The organism is Streptomyces sp. MRC013 (assembly GCF_023614235.1).
Classification (GTDB): domain Bacteria; phylum Actinomycetota; class Actinomycetes; order Streptomycetales; family Streptomycetaceae; genus Streptomyces.
Genome location: NZ_CP094264.1, coordinates 2,503,144 through 2,528,345 on the forward strand (window position 1 = coordinate 2,503,144; position 25,202 = coordinate 2,528,345).

26 protein-coding genes, 1 tRNA gene and 2 pseudogenes are annotated in these 25,202 nt (G+C 70.2%); 11 read left to right on the forward strand and 18 right to left on the reverse strand.

What is annotated here, in order from left to right; all coding sequences use genetic code 11:
* Window positions 1–94: 94 nt before the first annotated feature.
* Window positions 95–508, forward strand: coding sequence for a pyridoxamine 5'-phosphate oxidase family protein (locus tag LUW75_RS11460; protein WP_250335529.1), 414 nt, complete (start codon window positions 95–97; stop codon window positions 506–508).
* Between the two features lie 144 nt (window positions 509–652).
* On the opposite strand, the pseudogene LUW75_RS11465 reads toward LUW75_RS11460, so the two are convergent.
* Window positions 653–958 (reverse strand): annotated as a pseudogene (locus LUW75_RS11465) ((2Fe-2S)-binding protein); the annotation flags it as partial.
* Window positions 959–1,439: 481 nt separating this feature from the next.
* On the opposite strand from LUW75_RS11465, the gene LUW75_RS11470 reads away from it, so the two are divergent.
* Complete coding sequence (locus tag LUW75_RS11470; protein WP_349816414.1) at window positions 1,440–2,519, forward strand: helix-turn-helix transcriptional regulator; 1,080 nt, start codon at window positions 1,440–1,442, stop codon at window positions 2,517–2,519.
* A 504-nt stretch (window positions 2,520–3,023) separates the two neighbouring features.
* Here LUW75_RS11470 and LUW75_RS11475 read toward each other — a convergent pair.
* The 4 genes and pseudogenes from LUW75_RS11475 to dnaK all read right to left on the reverse strand — a co-directional run bounded on the left by LUW75_RS11475 (window position 3,024) and on the right by dnaK (window position 7,243).
* On the reverse strand, window positions 3,024–3,476 hold the full coding sequence (locus LUW75_RS11475) for a heat shock protein transcriptional repressor HspR (protein ID WP_250335530.1): 453 nt from the start codon (window positions 3,474–3,476) through the stop codon (window positions 3,024–3,026).
* Between the two features lie 4 nt (window positions 3,477–3,480).
* Window positions 3,481–4,655, reverse strand: a pseudogene (dnaJ, locus tag LUW75_RS11480) (molecular chaperone DnaJ).
* A 75-nt stretch (window positions 4,656–4,730) separates the two neighbouring features.
* Window positions 4,731–5,390, reverse strand: a complete 660-nt coding sequence (gene grpE, locus LUW75_RS11485) for a nucleotide exchange factor GrpE (RefSeq protein ID WP_250335531.1) — start codon at window positions 5,388–5,390, stop codon at window positions 4,731–4,733.
* Window positions 5,387–7,243 carry a molecular chaperone DnaK gene (gene dnaK / locus LUW75_RS11490; protein WP_250335532.1) on the reverse strand — a complete coding sequence of 619 codons (1,857 nt, stop codon included), beginning with the start codon at window positions 7,241–7,243 and terminating at the stop codon, window positions 5,387–5,389. The genes grpE and dnaK overlap by 4 nt, the downstream gene beginning before the upstream one ends.
* 308 nt (window positions 7,244–7,551) lie before the next feature.
* On the opposite strand from dnaK, the gene LUW75_RS11495 reads away from it, so the two are divergent.
* The 3 genes from LUW75_RS11495 (at window position 7,552) to LUW75_RS11505 (ending at window position 11,509) form a co-directional block, all read left to right on the forward strand.
* Complete coding sequence (locus LUW75_RS11495) at window positions 7,552–8,094, forward strand: sugar transferase (protein ID WP_250335533.1); 543 nt, start codon at window positions 7,552–7,554, stop codon at window positions 8,092–8,094.
* A gap of 80 nt (window positions 8,095–8,174) precedes the next feature.
* Complete coding sequence (locus tag LUW75_RS11500) at window positions 8,175–10,454, forward strand: (Fe-S)-binding protein (protein ID WP_250335534.1); 2,280 nt, start codon at window positions 8,175–8,177, stop codon at window positions 10,452–10,454.
* A gap of 167 nt (window positions 10,455–10,621) precedes the next feature.
* Window positions 10,622–11,509, forward strand: a complete 888-nt coding sequence (locus LUW75_RS11505; RefSeq protein WP_250335535.1) for a Yip1 family protein — start codon at window positions 10,622–10,624, stop codon at window positions 11,507–11,509.
* A gap of 75 nt (window positions 11,510–11,584) precedes the next feature.
* Here LUW75_RS11505 and LUW75_RS11510 read toward each other — a convergent pair whose 3' ends face one another.
* From LUW75_RS11510 to LUW75_RS11520, 3 genes are all read right to left on the reverse strand, one after another.
* The gene (locus LUW75_RS11510; RefSeq protein ID WP_250335536.1) at window positions 11,585–12,082 is read right to left on the reverse strand and encodes a phosphoribosyltransferase; all 498 of its coding nucleotides are present in this window, start codon (window positions 12,080–12,082) and stop codon (window positions 11,585–11,587) included.
* 2 nt (window positions 12,083–12,084) lie between these two features.
* Window positions 12,085–12,660, reverse strand: coding sequence for a dCTP deaminase (gene dcd / locus LUW75_RS11515; protein ID WP_250335537.1), 576 nt, complete (start codon window positions 12,658–12,660; stop codon window positions 12,085–12,087).
* 90 nt (window positions 12,661–12,750) lie between these two features.
* Entirely contained in the window at window positions 12,751–12,927 is a 177-nt protein-coding gene (locus LUW75_RS11520) for a hypothetical protein (protein WP_168437098.1), read from the reverse strand.
* Between the two features lie 217 nt (window positions 12,928–13,144).
* Here LUW75_RS11520 and LUW75_RS11525 point away from each other — a divergent pair.
* A tRNA-Gly gene (locus LUW75_RS11525) sits at window positions 13,145–13,218 on the forward strand.
* A 51-nt stretch (window positions 13,219–13,269) separates the two neighbouring features.
* On the opposite strand, the gene LUW75_RS11530 is transcribed toward LUW75_RS11525, so the two are convergent.
* From LUW75_RS11530 to LUW75_RS11575, 10 genes are all read right to left on the reverse strand, one after another.
* Window positions 13,270–14,427, reverse strand: a complete 1,158-nt coding sequence (locus LUW75_RS11530) for a tyrosine-type recombinase/integrase (RefSeq protein ID WP_250335538.1) — start codon at window positions 14,425–14,427, stop codon at window positions 13,270–13,272.
* The gene (locus LUW75_RS11535; RefSeq protein ID WP_250335539.1) at window positions 14,427–14,639 is read right to left on the reverse strand and encodes an excisionase family DNA-binding protein; all 213 of its coding nucleotides are present in this window, start codon (window positions 14,637–14,639) and stop codon (window positions 14,427–14,429) included. Before LUW75_RS11535 ends, LUW75_RS11530 begins: the two co-directional genes overlap by 1 nt.
* Entirely contained in the window at window positions 14,636–15,994 is a 1,359-nt protein-coding gene (locus LUW75_RS11540; protein WP_250335540.1) for a replication initiator, read from the reverse strand. Before LUW75_RS11540 ends, LUW75_RS11535 begins: the two co-directional genes overlap by 4 nt.
* A gap of 151 nt (window positions 15,995–16,145) precedes the next feature.
* Window positions 16,146–16,391: a SpdD protein gene (locus LUW75_RS11545; protein ID WP_250337630.1), complete on the reverse strand. Its 246-nt coding sequence runs from the start codon at window positions 16,389–16,391 to the stop codon at window positions 16,146–16,148.
* A 25-nt stretch (window positions 16,392–16,416) separates the two neighbouring features.
* Complete coding sequence (locus LUW75_RS11550; RefSeq protein ID WP_250335541.1) at window positions 16,417–16,608, reverse strand: hypothetical protein; 192 nt, start codon at window positions 16,606–16,608, stop codon at window positions 16,417–16,419.
* A 15-nt stretch (window positions 16,609–16,623) separates the two neighbouring features.
* Window positions 16,624–16,815, reverse strand: a complete 192-nt coding sequence (locus LUW75_RS11555; RefSeq protein ID WP_010471718.1) for a mobile element transfer protein — start codon at window positions 16,813–16,815, stop codon at window positions 16,624–16,626.
* 12 nt (window positions 16,816–16,827) lie between these two features.
* Window positions 16,828–17,475, reverse strand: a complete 648-nt coding sequence (locus LUW75_RS11560; protein ID WP_250335542.1) for a DUF2637 domain-containing protein — start codon at window positions 17,473–17,475, stop codon at window positions 16,828–16,830.
* A gap of 86 nt (window positions 17,476–17,561) precedes the next feature.
* Window positions 17,562–18,938, reverse strand: a complete 1,377-nt coding sequence (locus LUW75_RS11565) for an FtsK/SpoIIIE domain-containing protein (protein ID WP_250335543.1) — start codon at window positions 18,936–18,938, stop codon at window positions 17,562–17,564.
* Window positions 18,938–19,291, reverse strand: a complete 354-nt coding sequence (locus LUW75_RS11570; protein ID WP_168437105.1) for an SCO3933 family regulatory protein — start codon at window positions 19,289–19,291, stop codon at window positions 18,938–18,940. Before LUW75_RS11570 ends, LUW75_RS11565 begins: the two co-directional genes overlap by 1 nt.
* A gap of 165 nt (window positions 19,292–19,456) precedes the next feature.
* Window positions 19,457–20,245, reverse strand: coding sequence for a GntR family transcriptional regulator (locus tag LUW75_RS11575; protein WP_010471713.1), 789 nt, complete (start codon window positions 20,243–20,245; stop codon window positions 19,457–19,459).
* 107 nt (window positions 20,246–20,352) lie between these two features.
* Between LUW75_RS11575 and LUW75_RS11580 the strand changes: the two genes are divergently transcribed.
* From LUW75_RS11580 to LUW75_RS11600, 5 genes are all read left to right on the forward strand, one after another.
* The gene (locus LUW75_RS11580) at window positions 20,353–20,760 is read left to right on the forward strand and encodes an NUDIX hydrolase (RefSeq protein WP_029553586.1); all 408 of its coding nucleotides are present in this window, start codon (window positions 20,353–20,355) and stop codon (window positions 20,758–20,760) included.
* Window positions 20,761–20,806: 46 nt separating this feature from the next.
* The gene (locus LUW75_RS11585; protein WP_250335544.1) at window positions 20,807–21,238 is read left to right on the forward strand and encodes an ATP-binding protein; all 432 of its coding nucleotides are present in this window, start codon (window positions 20,807–20,809) and stop codon (window positions 21,236–21,238) included.
* Window positions 21,232–21,579 (forward strand): hypothetical protein, encoded by a 348-nt coding sequence (locus LUW75_RS11590; RefSeq protein ID WP_250335545.1) that lies wholly within the window; start codon window positions 21,232–21,234, stop codon window positions 21,577–21,579. Before LUW75_RS11585 ends, LUW75_RS11590 begins: the two co-directional genes overlap by 7 nt.
* Before the next feature lie 797 nt (window positions 21,580–22,376).
* A complete protein-coding gene (locus LUW75_RS11595) occupies window positions 22,377–23,588 on the forward strand; it encodes a DNA sulfur modification protein DndB (RefSeq protein ID WP_250335546.1) in 1,212 nt (403 codons plus the stop codon).
* Window positions 23,589–23,870: 282 nt separating this feature from the next.
* The gene (locus tag LUW75_RS11600; RefSeq protein WP_250337631.1) at window positions 23,871–24,800 is read left to right on the forward strand and encodes a restriction endonuclease; all 930 of its coding nucleotides are present in this window, start codon (window positions 23,871–23,873) and stop codon (window positions 24,798–24,800) included.
* The last annotated feature ends 402 nt before the right edge of the window (window positions 24,801–25,202 follow it).

Consider the following 25,202-nt stretch of genomic DNA (forward strand, 5'->3'; position numbering starts at 1 on the left):
GTGCCCACCGGACATGACTCAGCCAACGTCCATAAAATTGAGTCTATTCCACTCAAGGTGGTGAGGGCCAGCGACCACCGGTAGGTTCCGGCCCATGGCGATCGACCTGCGCAACCCCGGCGCCTCCTACGTCAGCTTCTGGCGGGAGCGGCACATCTGCACCCTGACGACCCTCCGCCCGGACGGCACCCCGCACGTCGTGGCGGTGGGCGTGACGTACGACCCCGAGGGGGGCGAGAAGGGCGTCGCGCGCGTGATCGCCAACAAGAACAGCCGGAAGGTGGCCAACGTCCTGGCCGCCGGCCCCGGCGGTGCGCGGGTCGCCGTGTGCCAGGTGGACGCCGGACGCTGGGCGACGCTGGAAGGACGCGCGGTGGTCCGCACCGAGCCCGACGCCGTCGCGGACGCCGTCGCCCGGTACGCCGAGCGGTACGGGCGCACACCGGCGCCGAACCCGGACCGGGTCGTGGTCGAGATCGCCCTCACCCGGGCGATGGGCCGCGCCTAGGGGAGCGCGCGGCCCGTGGGCGGGGTCCGTTCCGTGCGCGCGCAGCACAGCGGCGCCATCGTGTTTCAGGTCCACGATGGCGCCGCTGTGTGGGGGGAAGCGCCTGAACGATCTGTAACGACGGGGGAATCGCTCAGGCGCTGCGGGGGTGGCGGAGGTGGTCTGGGCCTCGACGAGCTGGTGGTCCCGCTGGTCGAGGTTGACGAAGATCATTCCGTAGCGGACCGCGCAGCGGACGGGCTTCGGCGCGCCGCGCGGCCGGCGGAGGCACCGGTAGGCGCGGATGTCCTCGTCCTCCCCGCGGGTGATGACGATCGGCTCCCCGAAGAGGGTGACCATCAGCGAGTCGCCACCCTGCGGCACTGCGGTGACGAGGTCGATGAAGTGCCACCCGGACCGGTAGGCGGACGCCATCTCGCGGCGGAAGCGGGGGTCGTCGGGGACGTTCATGCGACGGCACCCGCCGACGCGGATCCGGTGCCCTCCGAGGAGCGCCCGCCGGAGACCGGCAGAGGGGCGACCTCCCACGAGGGCTCACCCGTCCTCGTCGGCTCGGACTCCCACGAGGGCTCACCCGCGCTCGCCGGCTCGGACTCCCACGAGGGCTCACCCGCGCTCGCCGGTCCGGACTCCCACGAGGGCTCACCCGTCCTCGTCGGCTCGGACTCCCACGAGGGCTCACCCACCCTCGCCGGTCCGGACTCCCACGAGGGCTCACCCACGCCGGCACTGCCCGCGGACACTGTTTCCCACGACGGTTCGCCGCTGAGGTCGACGACACCGCACGCAGCCGCCGCGGCGACAGCTATGACGCTAAGTGCACGAACCATCCTGGTCATGGACGATCTCCACCTCTTTTTGTCCTTACCTCCTCCCCCGCGTTTACGACGATGGCTCACTCCGAACGCTTCCACCAGCCGATACAGGCATCATGTTCCTGAAATACAGGACCCTGAGGGGGGTGCAGATGCGGCCAGAATCGGACAATCCGGAAACCGGGCACAGTCACGACGAGCCGTGCGAAGCCGGAAGGCGCCTGTACGCGGCCGCCCTGCGCGACGGTCGGATAGCCCGTTCCGAGATCGAGGCGGCACCCTGCCTCATCGACCTCGCCCTGCTGCATCCGGATCCGGACGACCCGCAGTGGCTGCGGCCCGTACCCCCGTCCATCGCCCTCAACCAGTTGATCCACCCCATCGAGCGGGAGATCCAGCAGCGGCGGCAGCGGGCGCTGTCGCTGACCGACGCGTTCGAGCCGTTCATGACGATCACCGCGGCGGCCCCCCGCACCAGCGACGCGATCAACGTCCTCGAGGGACTGGCCGTCATCAACGCCGAACTCGACCGCGTGACGGACGAGTGCGCGGTCGAACTCCTCACCATCCAGCCCGGCAGCGGGCGCAGACCCGAGAACGTCAAGGCCGCCCTGCGCCGGGTGGAACCCCTCCTCGGCCGCGGCGTCCGGATGCGGACCCTCTACCAGCACACGGCCCGGCACCACTCGGCGACCATGGGGTACGTCGAGCGGATCACCCCGTACGGCCTGGAGGTGCGCACGCTCGAGGAGATCGTCGACCGGCTGATCATCATCGACCGCAAGGTCGCCTTCATCCCGGCCCGCAGCGACCGCCAGGTCGCGCTGGAGCTGCGCCACGAGGGGCTGGTGCAGTACCTCGTCGGCGTCTTCGAGCAGTTCTGGCTGCACGGCATCCCCTGGGAGGAGGAGATCGTCACGTACACGCCCGCCCTCGACGGGATAAGCGGCACCCAGCGTTCCATCGCCAAGCTCCTCGTCGAGGGCCATGTGGACGAGGCCATCGCCCGCCGCCTCGGCATGAACGTCCGCACCTGCCGCGCCCACATAGCGAAGCTCGCCTCCGTCCTCGGCAGTGGCAGTCGTGCCCAGCTCGGCTACCTCATCGCCCGGTCCGGGATCCTCGACCAGGAGCAGTGCCCGGAGTCGGAGTGCGGCCAGGGGCAGGACCGGGAGCAGGTGCCCCGCCACGGCTGACCGGCCGCCCCTCCCTGGTCACCCCGCCACTCCGCCGAGCGCTCCGCCGCCCGGCCGTCCCGGTGCGGCACCCCGTCGCGCCGTGCCCGGACCTCCCGCCGCCGGGCCCCCCGCCGTCCGGCCCCTCGATGCCCCGCCCCGCCCCGGTGCCTCGCACCCGGCCGCCCCGCCGCTGCCCGCCGCCCCACCGGGTGCCTCGCCGGCGCCCCGGGCGTTCGGCGTGCGGCCTCCACCGCCTCGGCGCCGCCCTCTGATCCGGCGGGCCGCCGTACGGGACCGCCGTACGGGGCCGCCCGTCCGCGCGCCGGCTCCCGGCCGGGTACGACACACCGGTACGTGCCGCCCGCCGCCGTGGCGTCCGTCCGCGCCCCGTGTCCCGCCACGGGAACACCGCCGGGACCGCCTTCCCCTCCGTGCGCGTCAGGGTGCCGCCACATGCGCGAAGCCCCTCCGGAGAGGGGCCCCGCGCCGGCCTCCGGTGCTCCCCGCACCCTCCGCCGCGTACTACTCGCCGCCGCGCCTGCCGCTCGGCCGCCACACCACCAGCGCGCTCGTCTGCTGGACGTCCTGGTAGGGCACCAGGTCCCGCCGGTACGAGGCGTGCACCTGCGCCTCCCGCTGACGCATCGCCACCGCCGCGCCCTCCAGGGCCGAGGTCAGCTCGGCCACACGGGCCTCCAGGGCGGTGACCTGGTTCTCCAGCTCGATGATGCGCTTGATCCCGGCCAGGTTGATGCCCTCGTCCTGCGACAGCTGCTGCACCTGGCGGAGCAGCTCGATGTCGCGGGCCGAGTAGCGCCGGCCCCGGCCGGCCGTACGGTCCGGGGAGACGAGCCCCAGCCGGTCGTACTGGCGCAGCGTCTGCGGGTGCAGCCCGCTGAGCTGCGCCGCCACCGAGATGACGTACACCGGGGTCTCGTCGGTCAGTTTGTACGGGTTGCGTCGGCGTGCGTCCATTACCTCAAGCCCCCTTCGCGGCTTGGAACAGATCCGCCCGCGGGTCCTCGCCCGCGGTGGCTCGACGGTACGCCTCCAGAGCCTCGCGCGCCTCGCCGTCCAGCTCCTTCGGCACGGCGACCTCGACCGTCACCAGCAGATCGCCGCGTGTGCCGTCCTTGCGGACCGCGCCCTTGCCACGGGCCCGCATCGTGCGGCCGTTGGGCGTACCGGGGGGATCTTCAGCGTGACCGGTGGCCCGCCGAGGGTCGGCACCCTGATCTCACCGCCGAGGGCCGCCTCCGGGTAGGAGACGGGCACGGTGACGGTGAGGTTGTCGCCCTTGCGGCCGAAGACGGGGTGCTCGCCGACGTGGACGACCACGTACAGGTCGCCGGCCGGGCCGCCGCGCTCACCGGGCGCGCCCTTGCCGCGCAGCCTGATCCGCTGCCCGTCGGAGACCCCCGCCGGGATGCGGACCTGCATGGTGCGCGACGACTTGGCGCGGCCGCTGCCGTGGCACACGTCGCACGGATCCTGGGCGATCAGTCCGCGGCCCTTGCAGTCCATGCACGGGTCGGTCAGCGAGAAGCCGCCGCCCGAGCCCCGCGACACCTGGCCGGTGCCGACGCACGTCGGGCAGACCCGGGGCGTGCCGTGCTTGTCGCCCGTGCCGGAGCAGGCCCGGCAGGGCTGCTGGCTGGACATGCGCAGCGGAACGGTGGCCCCGTCGACCGCCTCGGTGAAGCTGAGCCTCACCTCGGACTCCACGTCCTGGCCGCGGCGCGGCTGCGTGCGCGCACCGGCGGCGCCGCCCCGGTTGAACAGGCCGCCGAAGACGTCTCCGAGCCCGCCGCCGAAGCCGCCGGCGCCGCCCGCCCCGCCCTGGCCGCCGAACAGGTCGCCCAGGTCGAAGTTGAACGTGCCGCCCGCGCCGCCGGGACCGGGCCGGAAGCCGCCGTTGCCGAAGAGGGCGCGCGCCTCGTCGTACTCCTTGCGCTTCTTGGGGTCGCCGAGGACGTCGTTCGCCTCGGAAATCTCCTTGAAGCGGGTCTCGGCGGCGGTGTCGCCCTTGTTGGCGTCCGGGTGGAACTCGCGGGCGAGCTTCCGGTACGCCTTCTTGATCTCCGCCTCGGTGGCGTCCTTGGGGACGCCGAGGACCTTGTAGTAGTCCTTCTCGACGAAGTCCTTCGTGCTCATCGACGTCCCTCCTCCCGGACGGCCACCATGCCGGCTCCGGGGCCGGCGGTCCCGTGACCGCCGGCCCCGCTGATGTCAGCCCTCCTCGGGGCCACCGCTCTCCTCGTCGGCCGACTGCTCTTCCTTCGAGGCCGGCGCGGCACCCGGCTGGGGCTCGGCGACGGCGACACGCGCGGGACGGATGGTCCGCTCGCCGATCCGGTACCCCGGCTGGAGGATCGCCACGCAGGTCGTCTCGGTGACGTCCGGCGCGTACGAGTGCATCAGCGCCTCGTGCACCGTCGGGTCGAAGGGCTCGCCCTCCTTGCCGAACTGCTGGAGGCCCATCTTCGCGACGGTGGTCTCCAGCGACTCGGCGACCGACTTGAAACCGCCGACCAGCTCGCCGTGTTCCCGCGCCCGGCCGATGTCGTCGAGCACGGGCAGCAGTTCGGACAGGAGGTTCGCGATGGCGACCTCCTTCACCGCGACCCGGTCCCGCTCGACCCGGCGGCGGTAGTTCTGGTACTCGGCCTGAAGCCGCTGCAGGTCTGCGGTGCGCTCGGCGAGCGCGGTGCGGGCCTGGTCCAGCTGGGCGGTCAGGCCGACCGACTGGTCCGTCTGGTTCGCGTCCCCGGCCGGGGCCGCCGCGCCCTCCTCGGCGGAAGGGCTCTCGGCGGCCTCGACGGCGTCGTCGGAGGCGGCGCCGGAGGGGACGTCGGGCTTCTCCTCGAAGCCCGGGGTCTCCTCCGTCATGCGGCCCCACCCTTCGGCTTCTCGTCGTCGACGATCTCGGCGTCGATCACGTCGTCGTCGGCCTTGGCGCCCTCGGCACCCTCGGCGCCCGCCTGGGCGCCGCCCGCCGCCTGACCGGCCTGCGCGTCGGCGTACATGGCCTGGCCGAGCTTCTGGGAGACGGCCGCGACCTTCTCGGTGGCGGTGCGGATCTCCGCGGTGTCCTCGCCCTTCAGCTTCTCCTTGAGCTCGTTCACCGCCGCCTCGACCTCGGACTTGACCTCGCCCGGCACCTTGTCGGCGTTGTCGGCGAGGAACTTCTCGGTCTGGTAGACGAGCTGCTCGCCCTGGTTGCGGGTCTCGGCGGCCTCGCGGCGCTTGTGGTCCTCCTCCGCGTACCGCTCGGCCTCCTCGCGCATCCGGTCGACCTCGTCCTTCGGGAGGGAGGAGCCGCCGGTGACGGTCATCTTCTGCTCCTTGCCCGTGCCGAGGTCCTTGGCCGTGACGTGCATGATGCCGTTGGCGTCGATGTCGAAGGAGACCTCGATCTGCGGGACGCCGCGCGGGGCCGGCGGGAGGCCGGTCAGCTCGAACATGCCGAGCTTCTTGTTGTACGCGGCGATCTCGCGCTCGCCCTGGTAGACCTGGATCTGCACCGACGGCTGGTTGTCCTCCGCCGTGGTGAAGATCTCGGAGCGCTTCGTCGGGATCGTGGTGTTGCGCTCGATGAGCTTGGTCATGATGCCGCCCTTGGTCTCGATGCCGAGGGACAGCGGGGTCACGTCGAGGAGCAGGACGTCCTTGACCTCGCCCTTGAGGACACCGGCCTGGAGCGAGGCGCCGATCGCCACGACCTCGTCCGGGTTGACGCCCTTGTTGGCCTCCTTGCCGCCGGTCAGCTCCTTGACGAGCTCGGCGACGGCCGGCATGCGGGTCGAGCCGCCGACGAGGACGACGTGGTCGATCTCGGAGAGCTGGATGCCCGCGTCCTTGATGACGTTGTGGAACGGGATCTTGCAGCGCTCGAGCAGGTCGGCGGTGAGCTGCTGGAACTGGGCGCGCGTCAGCTTCTCGTCCAGGTGCAGCGGGCCCTCGGCGGACGCCGTGATGTAGGGGAGGTTGATCGAGGTCTCGGTGGACGAGGACAGCTCGATCTTCGCCTTCTCGGCGGCCTCGCGGAGGCGCTGGAGCGCCATCTTGTCCTTGGAGAGGTCCACGCCGTGACCGCTCTGGAACTGCTTGACCAGGTAGTCGACGACGCGCTGGTCCCAGTCGTCACCACCGAGGTGGTTGTCGCCGTTGGTGGCCTTCACCTCCACGACGCCGTCGCCGATCTCCAGCAGCGAGACGTCGAAGGTGCCGCCGCCGAGGTCGAAGACGAGGATCGTCTGGTCGTCCTTGTCGAGGCCGTACGCCAGGGCGGCGGCGGTCGGCTCGTTGACGATGCGCAGGACGTTCAGCCCCGCGATCTCGCCGGCCTCCTTGGTGGCCTGGCGCTCGGAGTCGTTGAAGTACGCCGGGACGGTGATGACCGCGTCCGTGACCTTCTCGCCCAGGTACGCCTCGGCGTCCCGCTTCAGCTTCTGCAGGATGAACGCGGAGATCTGCTGCGGGTTGAAGTTCTTCCCGTCCAGCTCGATCTTCCAGTCCGTGCCCATGTGGCGCTTGACCGAGCGGATGGTCCGGTCGACGTTGGTGACGGCCTGCCGCTTGGCGACCTCACCCACGAGGACCTCGCCGTTCTTGGCGAAGGCGACGACGGACGGCGTGGTCCTGGCGCCCTCGGCGTTGGTGATGACGGTGGGCTCGCCGCCTTCCAGAACGCTGACGACGGAGTTAGTCGTGCCCAGGTCGATGCCGACCGCACGTGCCATTTCGATTCCTCCAGCTGACTTGAGCGGAACAGACTCAAGGATGCACCACTCGCCTGCCGCGGTCAACGGACCTGAGTCGGCCGGGCTCAACTTTTATCCGGCCCTTATGCGCAACGGGCGGCGCGTCGGACCGGGCTCGGGCAGCCGCCCGCCCTATCCTTCACCGCACCGGACCATTCCAACCATCCACACCTTCCTCGCCTTCCACATCTTCCGCACCTTTCACCCCACGCCGTCCGGGCCCCGCGACGGCGCCACGACGCCCCCACCGCCCCGCCACGGCCTCCCAGAACGTCAGGTGTCGCGCCATGCACCCCAAGCGCATCCTGGATCTGACCCTCGGCTCCGTCCTCCTCGTCCTCGCCGCCCCCGCGCTCCTCGCCGCCGCGGCCGCCCGGGCCCTGCGCCGCCCGCCCGGCGGCGTCTTCCTGCGGGAGACGACGACCGGCCTGCACGGCCGGCCCTTCACCCTGCGCACCCTGCCCGTCCGCCGGCTGCGCCTCGACGCGCTGTCGCGCCTGCCCCACGTCGTACGGGGCGAGATGTCGCTGGTGGGACCCGCCCCGCTGGCACCGGGCGCTCCCGGCGCGGGTGCCGCCTGGCGGCACCGGGTCAAGCCGGGACTGACGGGACTGGCGCAGGTGAGGCGGGGCTCACCCCTGCCGTGGGACGAGCCCCTGCTGCTGGACCAGCACTACGTGGAGCACCATGGGATGGGACTGGACGCCGTTCTCCTCCTGCGTACGCCCGCGGCCCTGATCGGCGCGGCGCGGCGCCGGGGCGACGGGCGGCGGCGGGCCCACCCGAGCGACGCAGATCACCGCGTACGCGGCTACAGTGCGGCGGAATAACTGGGTACGCTCGACAGCGAACCCAATAAGTTACCGCTTAGTAGTGCCGAAACCCCACCTCGCAGGCCCGAGGAGCCCCCATGCAACTCGCCGCGATCATTGTGTCGCTGACCCTGACCGTGGTCGGCGTTGCGCTCTTTGCCCGAGCGATCGCGCACATCTACCGGTTCGTCCGGATCGGCCAGCCCGTGCCGGCCGGCAGCCGCACCGACGACTGGAAGGCCCGCACCGCCACCGTGGTCCGGGAGTTCCTCGGCCACACCCGGATGAACCGCTGGGGGATCGTCGGCTTCGCGCACTGGTTCGTCGCGGTCGGCTTCCTCACCCTGCCGCCCACGCTGGCGCAGGCGTACGGGCAGCTCTTCAGGGCCGACTGGACCCTGCCGGTCATCGGCGGCTTCCTGCCGTTCGAGATGTACACCGAGCTGATCGGCCTGCTGACGGTCCTCGGCATCGCCGTCCTAATCGTGATCCGGCTGCTGAGCCTGCCGTCCCGGCCCGGCCGCAAGTCGCGCTTCGCCGGCTCCAAGGCGTGGCAGGCGTACTTCGTCGAGTACGTCATCCTCACCATCGGCCTGGTCATCCTGGTCCTGCGCGGCCTCGAGGGCGCGCTGCACCACGTCGACTCCTACGACCCGGCCTACTTCGTGTCGTACCCGCTCGTCCTCGCCTTCGACGGGCTGAGCACCGGCACCCTGCAGAACCTGGTCTACCTCGCCGCCATGGTGAAGATCAGTGTCTCCCTGATCTGGATGATCACGGTCTCGCTCAACACCAACATGGGCATCGCCTGGCACCGCTTCCTCGGCTTCCCCAACATCTGGTTCAAGCGCAACGCCACCGGCGAGACCGCGCTGGGCGCCCTGCTGCCGATGACGTCCGGCGGCAAGGAGATCGACTTCGAGACCGTCTTCGACGACGAGGAGGGCGCCGAGGAGACCGTCTTCGGCGTCTCCCAGGTCGAGCACTTCACCTGGAAGGGCATCCTCGACTTCTCCACCTGCACCGAGTGCGGCCGCTGCCAGTCGCAGTGCCCCGCCTGGAACACGGGCAAGCCGCTCTCCCCGAAGCTGCTGATCATGTCGCTGCGCGACCACGCGCACGCCAAGGCGCCGTACCTGCTCGCCGGCGGCGGCAAGACCATGGAGGGCGAGGAGAAGGCGTCCGCCGAGGCCCTGGAGGACGTCCCCGCCTCCGCCCTCGCCGAGGCCGAGCGCCCGCTGATCGGCACCGCCGAGGAGAACGGCGTCATCGACCCCGACGTCCTGTGGTCCTGCACCACCTGCGGCGCCTGCGTCGAGCAGTGCCCCGTCGACATCGAGCACGTCGACCACATCGTCGACATGCGCCGCTACCAGGTGATGATCGAGTCCGCGTTCCCGTCCGAGGCGGGCACGATGCTCAAGAACCTGGAGAAGAAGGGCAACCCCTGGGGCCTGGCGAAGAAGCAGCGCGTCGAGTGGACCAAGGAGGTCGACTTCGAGGTCCCGATCGTCGGCAAGGACGTCGAGGACCTCTCCGAGGTCGACTACCTGTACTGGGTCGGCTGCGCCGGCGCCCTGGAGGACCGCGCCAAGAAGACCACCAAGGCCTTCGCGGAGCTGCTGCACATGGCGGGCGTCAAGTTCGCGATCATGGGCGGCGACGAGAAGTGCACCGGCGACTCCGCCCGCCGCCTGGGCAACGAGCCGCTGTTCCAGCAGCTCGGCCAGGAGAACGTCGCGATGCTGAACATGGCGTTCGGCGAGGACGAGGACGAGCCGTCGACGAAGAAGCCCAGGTCGTCGAAGAAGATCGTCGCCACCTGCCCGCACTGCTTCAACACGATCGCGAACGAGTACCCCCAGCTGGGCGGCGACTTCGAGGTCATCCACCACACGCAGCTGCTCCAGCACCTCGTCGACGAGGGCAGGCTCACCCCGGTGACCCCGGTCGACGGTCTGATCACCTACCACGACCCGTGCTACCTGGGACGGCACAACAAGGTCTACACGCCGCCGCGCGAGATCATGTCCGCCGTCCCCGGCCTGCGCCAGCAGGAGATGCACCGCCACAAGGAGCGCGGTTTCTGCTGCGGCGCCGGCGGCGCGCGGATGTGGATGGAGGAGCGCATCGGCAAGCGCATCAACACCGAGCGCGTCGACGAGGCCCTGTCGCTCAACCCGGACATCGTGTCCACCGCCTGCCCGTTCTGCCTGGTCATGCTGACGGACTCGGTGAACGGCAAGAAGAACGACGGCCAGGCCAAGGAGTCGCTCCAGGTCGTGGACGTGGCGCAGCTCCTCCTGGAGTCGGTGAGGACCCCGGCGCCCGAGGCCCCGGCGTCCGACGCGGCCCCGGAGCCGGAACCGGCGAAGTAGCCCCGGCCCCCGGTACCGCCGATGGGAGGACGGCCGGGTCCGCCCCGAGGGGACGGACCCGGCCGTTCCGCCGCCGGGCCCCGGTGCATGTCACAGCTCGGCAGCAAAGAGGGCCCGCCCCGCGCACGGATACGCCCGTACGGGCGGAACCGGGTACGTTCGTAGGCGTGGCTGGATTCAGGATCGGACGCGGCCGGGACAACCGCACCCCGCACCAACAAGGGCAGCAGCCCCCGCACCCGCGGCAGGGGCCGTACGGCGGCGGCGACGCGCCGCCGTACGCCCCGCCGCAGCAGTGGGCGAGGGACGGCCGCACGCACGGCGAGCCCGAGTACTTCGGCGACCCCCACCAGCAGGCCGCGCCGCACCCACACCACCCGCCCCATCCCCAACAGGCGTACGCCCCCCACGCGCACACCGCGAACACCCCGGGCCACACCCAGGTGTTCAGCGTCCACGAGGACCCCTACGGGCCGCCGGACGCCCACCGGGCGGACCCCGCCGCCCCCTCCGGGCCGCGCCTGCCGTGGCAGCAGCTCCTGACCGGCATCGTGACGCGCCCCGGCCCGACGTTCTGGCGGACGCGGGACCACGCGGTCTGGCTGCCGGCCCTGACGGTCACCTTCGTGTACGGCCTGCTGGCGCTGTTCGGCTTCGACAAGGCCCGCGAGGAGACGATCAACTCGACCATGTCGACCGCGGTGCCGGCCGTCCTGATCACCGGTGTCATGTTCGTCGTGGGCGGGCTGATCCTCGGCGCGGTGACGCACACCCTGGCCCGCCAGCTCGGCGGCAGCGGGGCGTGGCAGCCGACGGTGGGCCTGTCGATGCTGATCATGTCGTTGACGGACGCCCCGCGCCTGCTGTTCGCCATGTTCCTGGGCGGTGAGAACGGCCTGGTGCAGGTGATCGGCTGGCTGTCGTGGCTGGCGGCGGGCGCGCTGTTCACGGCCATGGTGAGCAAGTCCCACGACCTGCCGTGGCCGAAGGCCCTGGGCGCGTCGGCGATCCAGCTGGTGGCACTGCTGTCGCTGGTCAAACTGGGGACGCTGTAGGAGCCCCGGGGACACCGCGGGAACCACCGCGAGGGGGAGGGGCCGGCGGCCCCTCCCCCTCGCGGTCTTCCGCCCTCAGGCGTCGAGGACCTGCCCGGAGCGTCGGACGACGGGCCCCTCGGCGCTCCAGGGGAAGTTGATCCAGTCGTCGGTGCGCTTCCAGACGTACTCGCACTTGACGAGGGAGTGGGGCTTCTCGTAGATGACGGCGGACCGGACCTCGGCGACGTGTCCGAGGCAGAAGTCGTGGACGAGCTTCAGGGTCTTGCCGGTGTCGGCGACGTCGTCCGCGATCAGGACCCGCTTGTCGCCGAAGTCGATCACGTCGGGGACGGGCGCGAGCATCACCGGCATCTCCAGCGTGGTGCCGACGCCCGTGTAGAACTCCACGTTCACGAGGTGGATGTTCTTGCAGTCCAGCGCGTAGGCGAGCCCGCCGGCCACGAAGACGCCGCCGCGGGCGATGGAGAGCACCACGTCGGGCTCGTAACCGTCGTCCGCGATGGTGCGGGCGAGGTCGCGCACCGCACGCCCGAACCCTTCGTACGTGAGGTCCTCCCGCGCACCGCTCATGCTCACACCTGCGTTCGATGGAAGTTCTGGAAGGACCGCGAGGCCGTGGGGCCGCGCTGCCCCTGGTAGCGGGACCCGTACCGCTCGCTGCCGTACGGGAACTCGGCCGGCGAGCTGAGCCGGAACATGCACAGCTGGCCGATCTTCATCCCCGGCCACAGCTTGATCGGCAGGGTCGCGAGGTTCGACAGTTCCAGGGTGACATGCCCGGAGAACCCGGGGTCGATGAAACCCGCGGTCGAGTGGGTGACGAGCCCGAGCCGCCCGAGGGAACTCTTCCCCTCCAGCCGGGAGGCGATGTCGTCGGGCAGGGAGATGACCTCGTACGTCGAGGCGAGCACGAACTCGCCGGGGTGGAGGATGAACGCCTCGTCCCCGTCCGGCTCCACCAGCCGGGTGAGGTCGGTCTGCTCGACGGCGGGGTCGATGTGGGGGTGGCGGTGGTTCTCGAACACCCGGAAGTAGCGGTCGAGCCGCACGTCGATGCTCGAGGGCTGCACCATGGATCCGTCGTACGGGTCGATCCGCACCCGCCCGGATTCGATCTCGGCCCGGATGTCCTTGTCTGAGAGAAGCACGTCCCGAGGATACGCAGAGCGCGCGGGGCCGCCCCAACCGGACGGACACCCGCGCGCTTCCCACCAGCGGCGACGGAGTCGTACGGGCCGCTAGGCCCGCTCGGCCGCCCCCACCGGCACGGCGTGCCGCAGCCGCGCGCACCGGGGGCAGCGGATGAGCCGCCCGGGCCCGATCCGCCCGGTACCGAGGTTCTGCATCGGGAACGTCGCGGTGCTGAACACGTGCCCCTCGGCACACCGGACGACGGTTCGCTCCATGGAGTCCATCAAGCCCTTTCCCCAACAAGCGGTGGACGAGACAGCCACATTAGGGGATCAACGGGACACCACTCCACGCGGCACCCCGGCCCTCACCCTATGCCCCGACTCCCCACCCGAAACCGCCGGCCCCCCGCCCGGCACACGAGAACCCACGGCACGCCACACCGGAGGCTGCAAATGGGGTACAGTGAGCGACGATGCGGCTCGCACCAACGGCCGCTCTGCGGGTGTAGTTTAATGGTAGAACATGAGCTTCCCAAGCTCAGAGCGCGGGTTCGATTCCCGTCACCCGCTCCATAGCGAAGGCCCTGGTCAGAGACCAGGGCCTTGTCTGTTGTCTGGACCACGCTAGGCGTCGCGCACCAGATCCGCACCAGATGACGGGTCGGCGCCCTTCCGGCGGGCGGCCCGCACGAGCTGATCGAGGCCGCTCGCCACTTCCTGCTGCCGGGTCAAGTCCGAGTGCTGGTAGATCAACGCGGCCTTCTCCGACGACTGCCCCGCGCGGACCATCGTGTCCTTGAGCGTGGCGCCCGAACGGGTCGCGAGGGTGTGCCCGGTGTGGCGAAGGTCGTAGAACCGGAAGCCCTCCGGGAGGCCGGCCGCGGCACGAGCCCGGCGCCACGTGCGCCCGAAGGTCGAGCGGCGGAACGGCTTGCCCTTCTCCCCCACGAACAGCAGCCCCTCCGGCCCCTTCTCCGCGTACCAGTCGAGATGGCGCCGGAGGTCGGTCCGGAGGAAGGCCGGCAGGACGACGACCCGCCTTCCGGCTTCGGACTTGGTGGGCCCTTCCGCACGCTTGCCGGTGGTCAGCTCGGGCGCGGCACGGCGTACCCAGATGGTCATGGCGTCCAGGTCGACGTCCTTGCGGCGCAGCTCGGCCTGTTCCTCCGGGCGCATGGGCCCGTAGGCCCCGAGGAAGACCATCAGCCGCCAGCGGGGCCCGACGGCGTCGGCGAGCGCGTCGACCTGGTCGACGGTGGCGATCTGCCGTTCGGCGGCGGCCTCCTTGCCCGCGCCCCGGATGCGGCACGGGTTCCGGCGGATCAGCTCGTCGTCGACGGCGGTTTCCATGATGGCCTTCAGGAGCCGGTACGCCTTGGCAACGGTCGTGGCACCCGTGGCCTTGAGGCGTTCGGTCCGCCAGGTGCGGACACGCGGGGCGGTGATCTCGTCGAGGTCCAGGTCCTCGAAGGCGGGGAGGAGGTGCAGCCGGAGGAGGCGCCGGTACAGCTCGTCGGTCGTGGCGGCGAGCCCGCGTTCGTCGACCCACTGGAGGGCGTACTCCTTGAAGTTCACGGCGCCCGCGTCCGGGTCCTGCCAGTTCCCGCGCGACAGGTCGGCTTCGATCTGTGAGAGCCAGACCTCCGCGTCCCGCTTGGTCGCGAACGTCTCGGGCGAACGGAATTCCTGCCCGTCCGGCCCCTGGTAGCTCGCGGTCCAGCGACCGGAGCGGTACTGACGTACGGCACCGAACCGACGCCGGGTGCCCTTCTTGTTCCCCATCAGGCCGCCCTTCCGTAGCGGGAGCGCCGGCGGCGGATCGGCTGGACGGTGTTGCCCTCGATGTACGCCTCCAGGACCCGCGCCGGTATGCGGACGTGGCGGCCGACCTTCACGAAGGCGATCCGGCGTTCCGCGATGAGCCGCCGGGGGAAGCGGGCGGTGGTGCCAAGGCGTTCGGCGGCCTGCTCGACGGTCAGGAGGACGTCACTCACGACCGGTCTCCTTTCATGGCGTACAGGGCTTCACGGGCGGTTTCGCTGTTGGGCTGGAGGTCCCGGGCGAGGGACGCGGAAAGCCACTCTTCGGCGGGGCTGAGGCCGGTACCGGCGTAGGCCCAGTGCGCGAGGACGTATGTCGTCTCCTCCTGGCCGTCCGGGTCGTCACCGGCCGGGCGTTGTCCGTCGGGGAGGGAGGCGAGCGCCTGTGCGCGGCGCCATGCGGCGCGGGCGTCGCGGAGGGCGCCGAGGGTGGTGGAGTAGCGGCGGGACTTGGTGGAGAAGTGGCCGCGGAAGCCGAGCATGTGGGCCCAGGCGCGCAGGCGGAGGTGTTGCAGGTCTTTGTGGGCGCCGAGGGTCCAGGCGGTGCGGATGAGGCGGCGGGCGTGGTCGTTGATGTCGAGTTGGGCGAGTTCGGCGGCGAACTTCAGCGGCCGGTCGAGGGCGCCCGTCGCGGTCTCGGCGCCCTTGGTGGCGTACTTGGCGATGTAGGCGGCGACAGCCCGTTCGGTCAGTTCCCGGCCGCCGTCGAAGTCGGCCGAGCGGATCGTACGGATGTCGAGTTGGCGGCCGAAGGCGAAGGTGTGGGCGCGGCCGTCGATGACCGGCCCGTCCACGCGGGCGGCGGTGGCGGCGGCCCGGATGGCGTCGGTCAGCAGCTCGGCGGTGGCCCAGGGCGGGGGCGGGGTGTCGCCGCCGTCGGGGCCGTCGATGCGGATGACGGCGTGGAAGTGGACGGCGCCGCGCTTTTGGTACTCGGCGACCTTGGCGAAGGACACGCGGGCGTGTTCGCGGAAGGCCCGTTGGGTGAGGCCGGCGCGCTTGGCGACCTCCCGGCGCAGGTAGATGGAGAAGCGCCGCCACAGCGGACCGGCGTGCGCGTTCCACAGCACGGCGGCTTCGTAGTCGTAGGTGTCCGGGTCGAGGGGCGTGCCCAGGGCCGGGTCCTGGTCGTCGTGGCGGGTGCCGCAGCGGCAGGGGCGGATCGTGCCGGCCGGGCCGGTGGGGCGGTTGTGGACCGGGCCGAAGCCGGGAGCGGTGAAGGTGGCGAAGACCCGCGGATGGGTGGCGACCTGCTCGGGGACGCCCTTGCCGCCGCGCAGCCCGGCGGTGATCAGGTGGAAGGTGTCGCGGCGGTAGACCTCGGCGCAGGCCGCGCAGCGGGTCGTACGCCGGTTGTTGCAGCGCACGAGGAGCTGTCCGGCCGGGAGGGCCGACGAGTCGAGGTGGCGCAGGACGCGGCCGATCTCACCGGTACGGGTGTTCACGTCGTACTCGGTGCGGTGGCCGTCGAGGCGGATCGGGTGCGTACAGCCGCCGAGGCCGGCGAGTTGGCGCAGGAGCGCGGGCATGGTGCCGAGGGCGGCCAGTTCGCCGAGTTCGCGGAGCGGAGGCGGAGTGGCGCGGGTGATGATGGCTTTCTCCTTCTGGTTCGGCTGGAGGGAGAGGGCCCCGGGGTGGCGGATGCTTGGCGGTATCGAGGCCGCCCCGGGGTCCGGTGCGTCAACGGCGGTACTGGTCGCGCAGCAGCGAGCGCAGGACCGCGGCGGCGACGGCCACGGAGACGGCCGTGACGGCGACGGCCGCCAGGAGCGCGGTCAGCACGACGCCGCCGACGAGGACGGCCGCGACCGCTCCGGTGCTGACGGAGACCTGCGGGGCCGGACGCCGGTCGGGCGCCCGGTCGGCCGCGGTGGGGGTGTGCGCGGGCGGCGGGGTGGGGCTGTCGGGGTACTTGGGCAGGAACACGGCGAAGCTCTCCTTACCTACTCGTCTAGTCATGTGAGCCGTTGATGATGTCCACGCCGGAGCGCGTGCCGGACTCGATGGCCGGGGCCATGAAGGTCTGCGACAACCAGAAGCCGAAGAGGGCGATCACGACGACGATCCACGTACGGACGCCGAGGAACTTGACCGCTCCCCAGGCGAAGAAGCCGAGGACGACGAGCGGCAGGCTGATGGTCACGGTGTGCGGGTCCCTTCAGCGGACGGGGCAGCGGTGGGTACGGGCGGCCAGCTCGGCGGCGGCACGGCTGTCGTAGTCGGCGGAGAAGCCGCAGCGCGGAGCCGTGCAGGCGGCGGCGTGCTTCTCCCGGCCGCGGCCGTCGTAGTAGGTGCCGACCTGTACCGGGCCGATGCGGATGACGGAGCGAAAGCGGCGACGGGCGGTCATGCGGGTCTCCTCTCAGAGGTGGGCGGCGATGGCTTCGGCCAGGGGCGCGGGGACGCCGAGGCGGGCGCGCAGGGTCGAGGTGTCGATGGGTGCTCCGGTACGGGTGCGGTGCTCGGCGGCGACCTTGCGGGCGTGCTCGACCAGGGCGGCCGGGACGGCCACGGCGGGCCGCGCGGGTGGTGCTTCCACGGCGGCGGGCCGGGTGGACGGTTCCTCGGGCGGGGGTTCGGGGCCGTCCTCCTGGTCCTCGGTGCCCTCGTTGCGCTGGGCGGACTCGGTTTCCTTGTCCGCCGTCGGCGGCGGGGAGTGGGCGAGGAGGGTTCCGCCGAGGAAGGCGACCGCGGGCCAGCCCGCGACGAGGATGCGCAGCCAGGCGGGGACCTGGTCCATGTCGAGCAGGCCGGCGGTGGCGACGTTCGCGCCGAGGGAGGCGGCGAGCGCGATCACGAACCAGCACCACCCGGCCGCTTTCGCGTCGCCGGTCCGCAGCCGGCGCCAGGCGGCGACGAGCAGCAGGTCGACCGATACGGGGTAGGCCCATGCCTTCCACCCGTCCTGCCCGGCCGCCGAGGCGAGGTCGTGCAGGTGGGCGAAGGACAGCGCGGCGGCGATGACCGCTTGGACGAGCACCGCGTCGACGCGGGCCAGGTGGACGCGCATGCGGCGGCTCCTTTTCGGATTCGGGCATGGGAGGGGTAGGGACGTGGCGTGAGACGGTCACGCCGACCGGGTCGGGAAGGGGACGATCAGCCGGTCGCCGGACGCGGTTGGACGACCGGAGCCGGGGGTTCGACCGGCCGTACGGGCATGTCGGGCCGGAAGGGCTTGAGCGCGGGCAGGTCGGGCGCCAAGTGCGCCGCCTTGCGGCAGATGTCGGCGGCCTCTCCGAGGGAGAGGTACGGGGTGCGGATGCGGGACCAGCCGCCGGAGGTGTCACCGGCCACGGCCAGGCCCGGCCGTTCGGGTGCGATGGCGCAGGCGGCCATGACCGCTTCGGGGGCAATGTCGCCGAGCGCCATCTTGGCGGAGGCTTCGTCGTTGACGCGGTGGCAGACGCGGCCGGTCAACTGGGCCCGCAGCATGGTCGCCCCCTTGCCCAGCTCGGCGCCGAAGCGCTGCCCGCACACCTCCAGGTAGATGCCGGCGGCCCGACCGAGCTGAGCGAGACGGATGAGCTGGGTGACCATCTCGTCCCGGCGTTCCTCGTCCTTCTTCGTGGCGACGAGGAAGAGTTCCGCCACCTCGTCCACGAACAGCACGATCGGTGTGGGCCGTTCGTTCTCCGGCAGGCCCCAGACGTCGGAGGTGATCTCCTCCGCCGGGGTGTCGGGTGCGATGCCCTGCCGGGCCTTGATCAGGTCGTACCGGTCCTCCATTTCCCTCACGAGCACGGGCAGCAGCTCGGCCGCCTGTTCTGGGTCGGTCGCGAGAGCCGACAGTCGGGCGGCGAACGGCGCCAGCTCCACGCCCCGCTTGCAGTCGATGCCGACCAGGGCAACCGGCTGACGGGCGAGGCCGGCGACGAGGTGCCGCAGGTACATGGACTTTCCGGACAGCGTCGCACCGAGGGTGAGTTGGTGCGGGATGGTCCGGTAGTCGCGTACGAAGGGGGTCGCGTCCTCACGCAGCGCGACGGGCACTTTCAACAGCCCGGCGTCGACCTTGCGGGGCATCCGAACCCGCCGCAGCACGTCGAAGCCGACGAGCCGGAGTTCGATGACACCCGGCTTGACCGTCCTGACGTACACGGCGTGCACCCCCCAGGCGTGCCGCAGCCGTTCGGCCGAGGCCGCCACGTCCGCCGGCTCCTGCCCCGGAGCGAGCCGCAGCCGGAGCCGTAATCCGGTCGAGGTGGGCCGGATCATGCCCCGGCGGGGCGGCACGGGCCGGACCTCACGGCGAGTGGCGGCCTTGACCGCCAGGACCCGCAGCCGGGAGGGCGCCACGGTCAGACCGCACGCCTCCATGACCGAGCCGTACGAGCCGAGCAGCCGGACCGTGGAGACCGGCAGGCCGACCGCGGACCAGTAGACCGCCGGATGCTTGGCCCGGGCGTAGGCGGCCCCACCACCGAGCGTGGCGAGGGGGCCACCCACCTCCAGGAGCGTCGCCAGGTCCGTCATCAGGCGGCCCCCACGGCGGCCGGGAACGCGGCCGGGGTGACGGCGGCGGCACGGAAGGCGATGCCGTGCCGCTGCTGCCCGTTGAAGACGCTCTCCCACGGGCGGGCCACCAGTCCCGGCAGCGAGACCGGCGAGCCGAGGACCAGTCCCTCGGAAACGCCGCTCTCCGGGACCGTGACCTTGAGCAGCGACGATTCCCCGTCCTCGATGTAGACGACGCCGACCGTCATCAGCGCCTCACCGCTCACGGCGTCCTTGGCGACCTCGCCCGTCTGGCGGTCGCGAACCTTGGGCTCGGGAGCCTCGGTCAGCAGGATCGTCGCGGCCGAGGTCTCCACGCGGATGGTACGCAAGACTTCTCCCCATCTACTCGTCTATACAAGATGTGACCTTCGAACCCGATCTCCGGGAACGACGACCACCTTGCCACACAACTTGCCCACTCGTCTATACGAGTATGCCTGTTGGGGTGTACGAGTTCGGAGAAGCACCCCCGCGCACCGCCACCGCCCACGCGATCAGGTCGCCGGGAGCTGGTACGACAGGACGTAGGCGTCCGCCGCCATGACCGTGTCGCAGACCTCCACGGGTCGCCCCTCCGTGTCGTACGCGGTCCGGATCAGGTGGATCACGGGCACGCCGGAGGCCAGCCGGAGCGTCTTGACCTCGTCCGGCGAGGGCATCCGGGCGCGGATCTCCTCTTCGAAGTGGTCCAGGCGGTGCCCCAGTTCCTCAAGGCGGGCGTAGATGCCGCCGGGTCCCGGGTTGGGTTCGGCGATCGGTGTACCGCGTGCGATGTCGAGCGGCAGGTACGAGGTGGCGAACTCCACCGGGCGGCCGTCCAGCAGGTAGCGCCGGCGACGGGCGAGCACACGGCGCACGGACCCGAGCCGGGTGGAGACGTCCTGGCCGGCCTTCTCCTCCTTGACCTCCAGGCTGTCGACCTGGGGGTGACTGCCGGCCGCGTCCGCTTCCACGATGAACGCGGACTTGCCCTGCTCCCGGTGGCGCCGGGCGAACCGGTCGGAGGCGAGCCGTCGCACGGGCGGCCGGGGTCGCACGAAGACGCCCTTGCCGTGTTCGGCGTGCACGAGCCCTTCTCCCTGGAGGACGGAGAAGGAGTTGCGGACGGTCATCCGGGACACCCCGTAATGCTCCACGAGCTCGGCTTCCGAGGGCAGCTTCTCGCCCTCCTTGAAACGGCCGCGGTCGATGGCTTCGCGCAACTGGTCGGCGATCTGCCGGAAGACCGCACGATCACTCGTGGGGTCGAGGGCACCCAGCAGGCCGGAGCGGAGAGGGGACACGTGTACTCCTTTAGGTATCTAGACGAGTGGGCGAGTGTTATTGCTACGGTGGAGAGCCTAGCCAGCCGAGAGGGCCGAGGACCGTGAGCACCGACCGTCCGCATTCCGTGAGCGTCGCCGGAGTCATCGTCGACGACCAGGGCCGGGCCCTCCTGATCAAGCGCCGCGACAACGGCCACTGGGAGCCCCCGGGCGGAGTCCTCGAACGCGAGGAGACCATTCCCGAAGCCCTCCAGCGCGAAGTCCTGGAAGAGACCGGTATCAAGATCGCGCTTCCCGCGACCCTGACCGGCGTCTACAAGAACATGACGGGCCTGATTGTCTCCCTGGTCTTCCGCTGCGAGGCCGCCGACGGCACGCCCACCACGGGCGAGGAGACCCGCGCGCTGCGCTGGGCCACCCGTGAGGAAGTCACCGAACTCGCCGACGAGGCGTACGCGATCCGCGTCCTGGACGCACTCGACGCGATATCCCCGCCGGCCGTCCGCGCCCACGACGGAGTGAAACTCGTCTAGCCCGAACCCGCTGCACATGGCGGCCTACCAGCATGAAGGAACTTGTATGCACGAGTATACGAGTACGGCCCGGGTCTGGGGACTGTCTTGCCCAGGTTTCCCCGAAGAGGTCAGCCGAGCCCGCCGCTGGACCCGCGACATCCTGCGCGGATCTCCCCTAGTCGACGACGCCGAGCTGATCGTGAGCGAACTGAGTGCGAACGCCGTCCTCTACACGGCCAGCGGCTCACACTCCGGCAGCTTCCACCTGGCGGTCGCCGTCTCCCCGCGGGTCGTGGCCCTGTCGGTGACGGACGAAGGAGGGGCCGGTACGGTCCCGAAGGCCCGGCGGCAGGGCGAACGGGCCGAGCACGGCCGTGGCCTGAGCATGGTCAACGCACTCGCCCACCGGGTCGTCGTCCACGACAACCACGGTGGCTACACGGTCACCGCGGAACTCCTCACCGGAGCCGGCTCCCCGGAAGACCGCCCATGCTGAAATTCCTACGCCACCGCGCATCGAACGCGGACGGCCCATTCCTCCCCTACCGGTGCACGGCCGCCGCCTATCCCCTGCACGAGGTCCGCGCCATCCCACTGGGATCACACGACGCCGCGAGCCCACGTCTGGCACTGCGCTGGTTACAGGAGCGCACACGCCACATCACGGACCAACTCGACGCCCCTCACGCACAACCGGGCCTGCACTGGCTGACCGACGACACCGAGCATGAACGCGCCCTCGCCTACCTGACCGCAGGCACCGGCTACCAACTCACCCTCCACGACGAGAGCGCCCGCTACGTCCTCGCGGTCCACCCGACGGGAGCGACCTTGTGAACAGCCCCACCCGCGGCTACTGGTGCGAATGCTGGGCCCAGGACCTCACCACTACCGAGGCCCCGGTACTCCGAGCGTCCTTTGATGCCTACTCGGCATCCCAGGCCAACTGAGTTACAACCTTCTCTACGGGTTCAAGCCCCGGCTGCGCTCCGCTCCGCCGGGCGGGCTCCCGGCTCCGCTCCGCGCGACGCTCCTGCCTTCGGCCCGCTCCGCGCGGGCTGCGCCGACGCCCGCCTACAGGTGGACAGGGCCGAAGGCGATGAGTCGAGCACCGTCCGCACGGGCGCGGTCAGAGCCTGATGCCTCCGGCGGGGGATCGGCCGGCACCGGGATGGTGGGGGCACCGTCGCCGACTGCGGGTCCGTAGGAGCGTGCGTGGGGGAGCTTCCATCCCGTCCGCCGTCGACCCAGGCAAAGCCGAGCAGACGCGGCCCAGGGCGTCAAGGTCGTTCGTCCAGTTGGGCGCTCCACCTTGACGCCCTGGACCACGCCCGCTCCACGGTGTGTGGGTCGACGGCGGACGGGATGGGGGCTGGGGTGAGTGGTGGGTGAGCGAACCATCCACGCGCCGGAAGTCACGCAACTGGCGCGACCGTGTGACCTGCGGAGAGATCGTTCCGCCACCCCGCGCCACATGTCGCGCCACCTGGTCGCTACGCATAAAGTTCCGCCTGCTACGCAAGAAATGACTGCTTGTCATTCTGCATTCGTGCGTAGTAAAGTCATCTTCGGCACCTGACGCCCAATCAGTCCTACCGTGGGCTTGCGTCAGCATGTGCAAGGAGGGGACCCCTATGCCCAAGATCCACATCCCCGTCATCGGCTACAAGCAGGGTGGTCGTCAGATGATGACTACCGCGATGTCCGCCGTTGACCTCGTCTCGATGGTTGCCAAGCCGGAGGCGTGGGACCCGGTGAAGACCACGACCCATGGCAACCGCCCCCGCGACAACAACCACATGGCCGGCATCGTCAACTACCTCGAGACCGAGGAAAAGTTCGTACTCGGAGCGGCGGTTCTGTACCTCACCTCGAAGGAGGCTGAGTTCAAGCCCATCCCCGTTCCTGGCGTCACCACCGAAATCGATGCAGCTCAGGTCGGTACGCTCGCCATTGACATCGGCGCAAAGTTCGACATCGGTGACGGTCAGCACCGCATCGGCGCCTACGAGAAGATCGTGCAGAGCCGCGACGAAGACGACCCCCTGATCGAGCGTCTCCGGACCTCCGGGCAGCCTCTGATCATCGTGATCGAAGACGACCCCAAGCACCGCGCCCAGGACTTCGCGGACCTCCAGCGCAACGTCAAGGCGCCGACGGCCTCGATGGGTCAGTCGATGGACCGTCGCCAGCCCATCAACCGGGAGCTCGCTGACCTCTTCGACGACGTTCCGCTCCTGCAGGACAGGGTTGAGTACTTCAAGGACAACCCGGGCAAGTTGTCGGCTAAGGCGTTCAGCTTCAAGACCGTCCGCTACGTGTCGGGCCTGCTGTTGGTTGGCAATGGGTATCGGTCCCCGGCGACCATGGACAAGGCCGTCAACGCGCACTTCGAAGGGGACAAGAGTGACCCCGAGAAGGCCCGCGCTGCCCTGAAGGACTTTTGGACCGGTTTGGGTGAACTGGTGCGCTTCGCCGACGTCGTCGACGGCAACGTCACCGTGCCCGAGCTGCGTGAGGCCACCTACCTCACTTCCGCCAGCGTTCTGTATGCGATCGCATTTGCCGTTCACGCGACCATCGCAGATGGCAAGACCAGTGTCTCCGAAGCCGTCCACGCCCTGGACAAGGTCAACTTCGACCGAACCACCAAGACGGCCGACATCAAGCCCGAGGACACCATCTTCGCCGGCAACCTCATCGACCCTGAGACTGGCAAGCTCGTGGCTGGCCGCACTGCCTGGGAGTCGGCGGGCGCCCTTCTCTTCGCGGAGATCGCCGCTTCCATCCACGGGAGCGATGCCATCCCTGCGCAGTCCTCCGCGGAAGAGACTGCTAGCGCCTGATCCAAGTCCCCTCGTCATACCGACAGGTCCTCGCCCCGCATCTTGGGGGCGAGGACCTGTCGGTATGACTGTTGATGTCGGTGGTTGTCAACGACATTGGGCCGGGGTTCGAAGCGTTTGTGCGCTTAAAGGTGCATCTATGTGTAAAGCGTCGTACAGGTCGACCGTGCATCGGAATCGGGTGCTCGAATTTGACATACGATTTCCATGCGCGCATCGTACGTATGATTGCGCCTTGTCTGTGAGGCGCGGCAGTCTTCGAGGGGGAGGCCCGTGAGCGAGATGGCATGGGACACCGTGAAATGGCAGCTCAAGCCCGGAGATCAGATCGAACGCAAGGCGCTGCACAGCAAGTACGGGGGGCGGACCCAGGGAGGCATTGGGCCGTCAGCCAAGACGCCCAATGTCTTCGTCTTCACGGACCCCGTCGCCGGCGAGAAGCACGGCTACTACGACGACTGGATGCCGGACGGCCGCTTCCACTACAGCGGAGAAGGGCAGTACGGGGACCAGCGGATGATCTCCGGCAACGCCAGCATCCTGAACCACCAGGCTGAAGGACGCGCGCTGCGCGTCTTCCAGGGCGCCCGCGGAACGGTCACCTACCGCGGCGAGTTCACCATTGACCAGGAGAACCCCTGGTACTCGGCAGACGCCCCCGAGACCAACGACGGCCCTCTCCGTAAGGTCATCGTCTTCCGGCTAAACCCGGTAGACACCACGCCGCAGGAGCCCTCCACCAAGCTGGGCAGGCTGTTCGTCTCGCAGCCCAACCAGGTCGACGACCTCCCCTTGGAGCGGAACGAGAACGAGACCACGTTCGTCAACCCGAACCAGGAGCCCTACGAGGCCGACCGCAAGGAAGCCCACCTGGTCAATGCGTTCGCCGACTACCTGACCAGTAACGGCCACCAGTCCGGCCGGCAGCGCATCCTGCCCCCTGGTGAGAGCCGCCCGCTCTTCACCGACCTCCACGCCAAAGGGCTGGGCCTCCTGGTTGAGGCAAAGGGCAGCGTCACACGCGAGAACATCCGCATGGCTATCGGGCAGCTCGCGGACTACAGCAGGTTCGTCGATCACACCATCCGCGCCATCCTGCTCCCTTCCCAGCCGCGGGAAGACCTCCTGGCCCTGGCTAAGACGCAGGACTGCGCCGTGATCTGGCCCGAGGGCAAGGGGTTTGTCAGCACTAATCCCAAGGCACTCCCGTAACCGCGGTCGATACCGCAGCGCAGTACCGCAACCCCAGCAACCGTCACTACCCGCTAGAGCCCTTCCAAGGCCCTGTGGAGGCCCATGTGACAGTTACCGACCGATCCACATGGAGCTACGGATCAGAAGGTGCGGCCGTGGTGTGCGCACCACGGCCGCACCAGAAGTGCACCGGGTGGAGCGGAGAGCAGCGGTCAACCGCAGTCCGTGCAGGGGCGCGATCCTACGTCGAGGACAGCCGTTTCAGCAGGTCACAGCTCCAAAGCGGCCGTAGGCACCAGTGATTCCCAAGCTCAGAGCGCGGGTTCGATTCCCGTCACCCGCTCCAAAGCGAAGGCCCTGGTCGGTGACCGGGGCCTTGTCTGTTGTCCGGAGCTCTCGGAGCCCTCGCGTGCCCCGTCT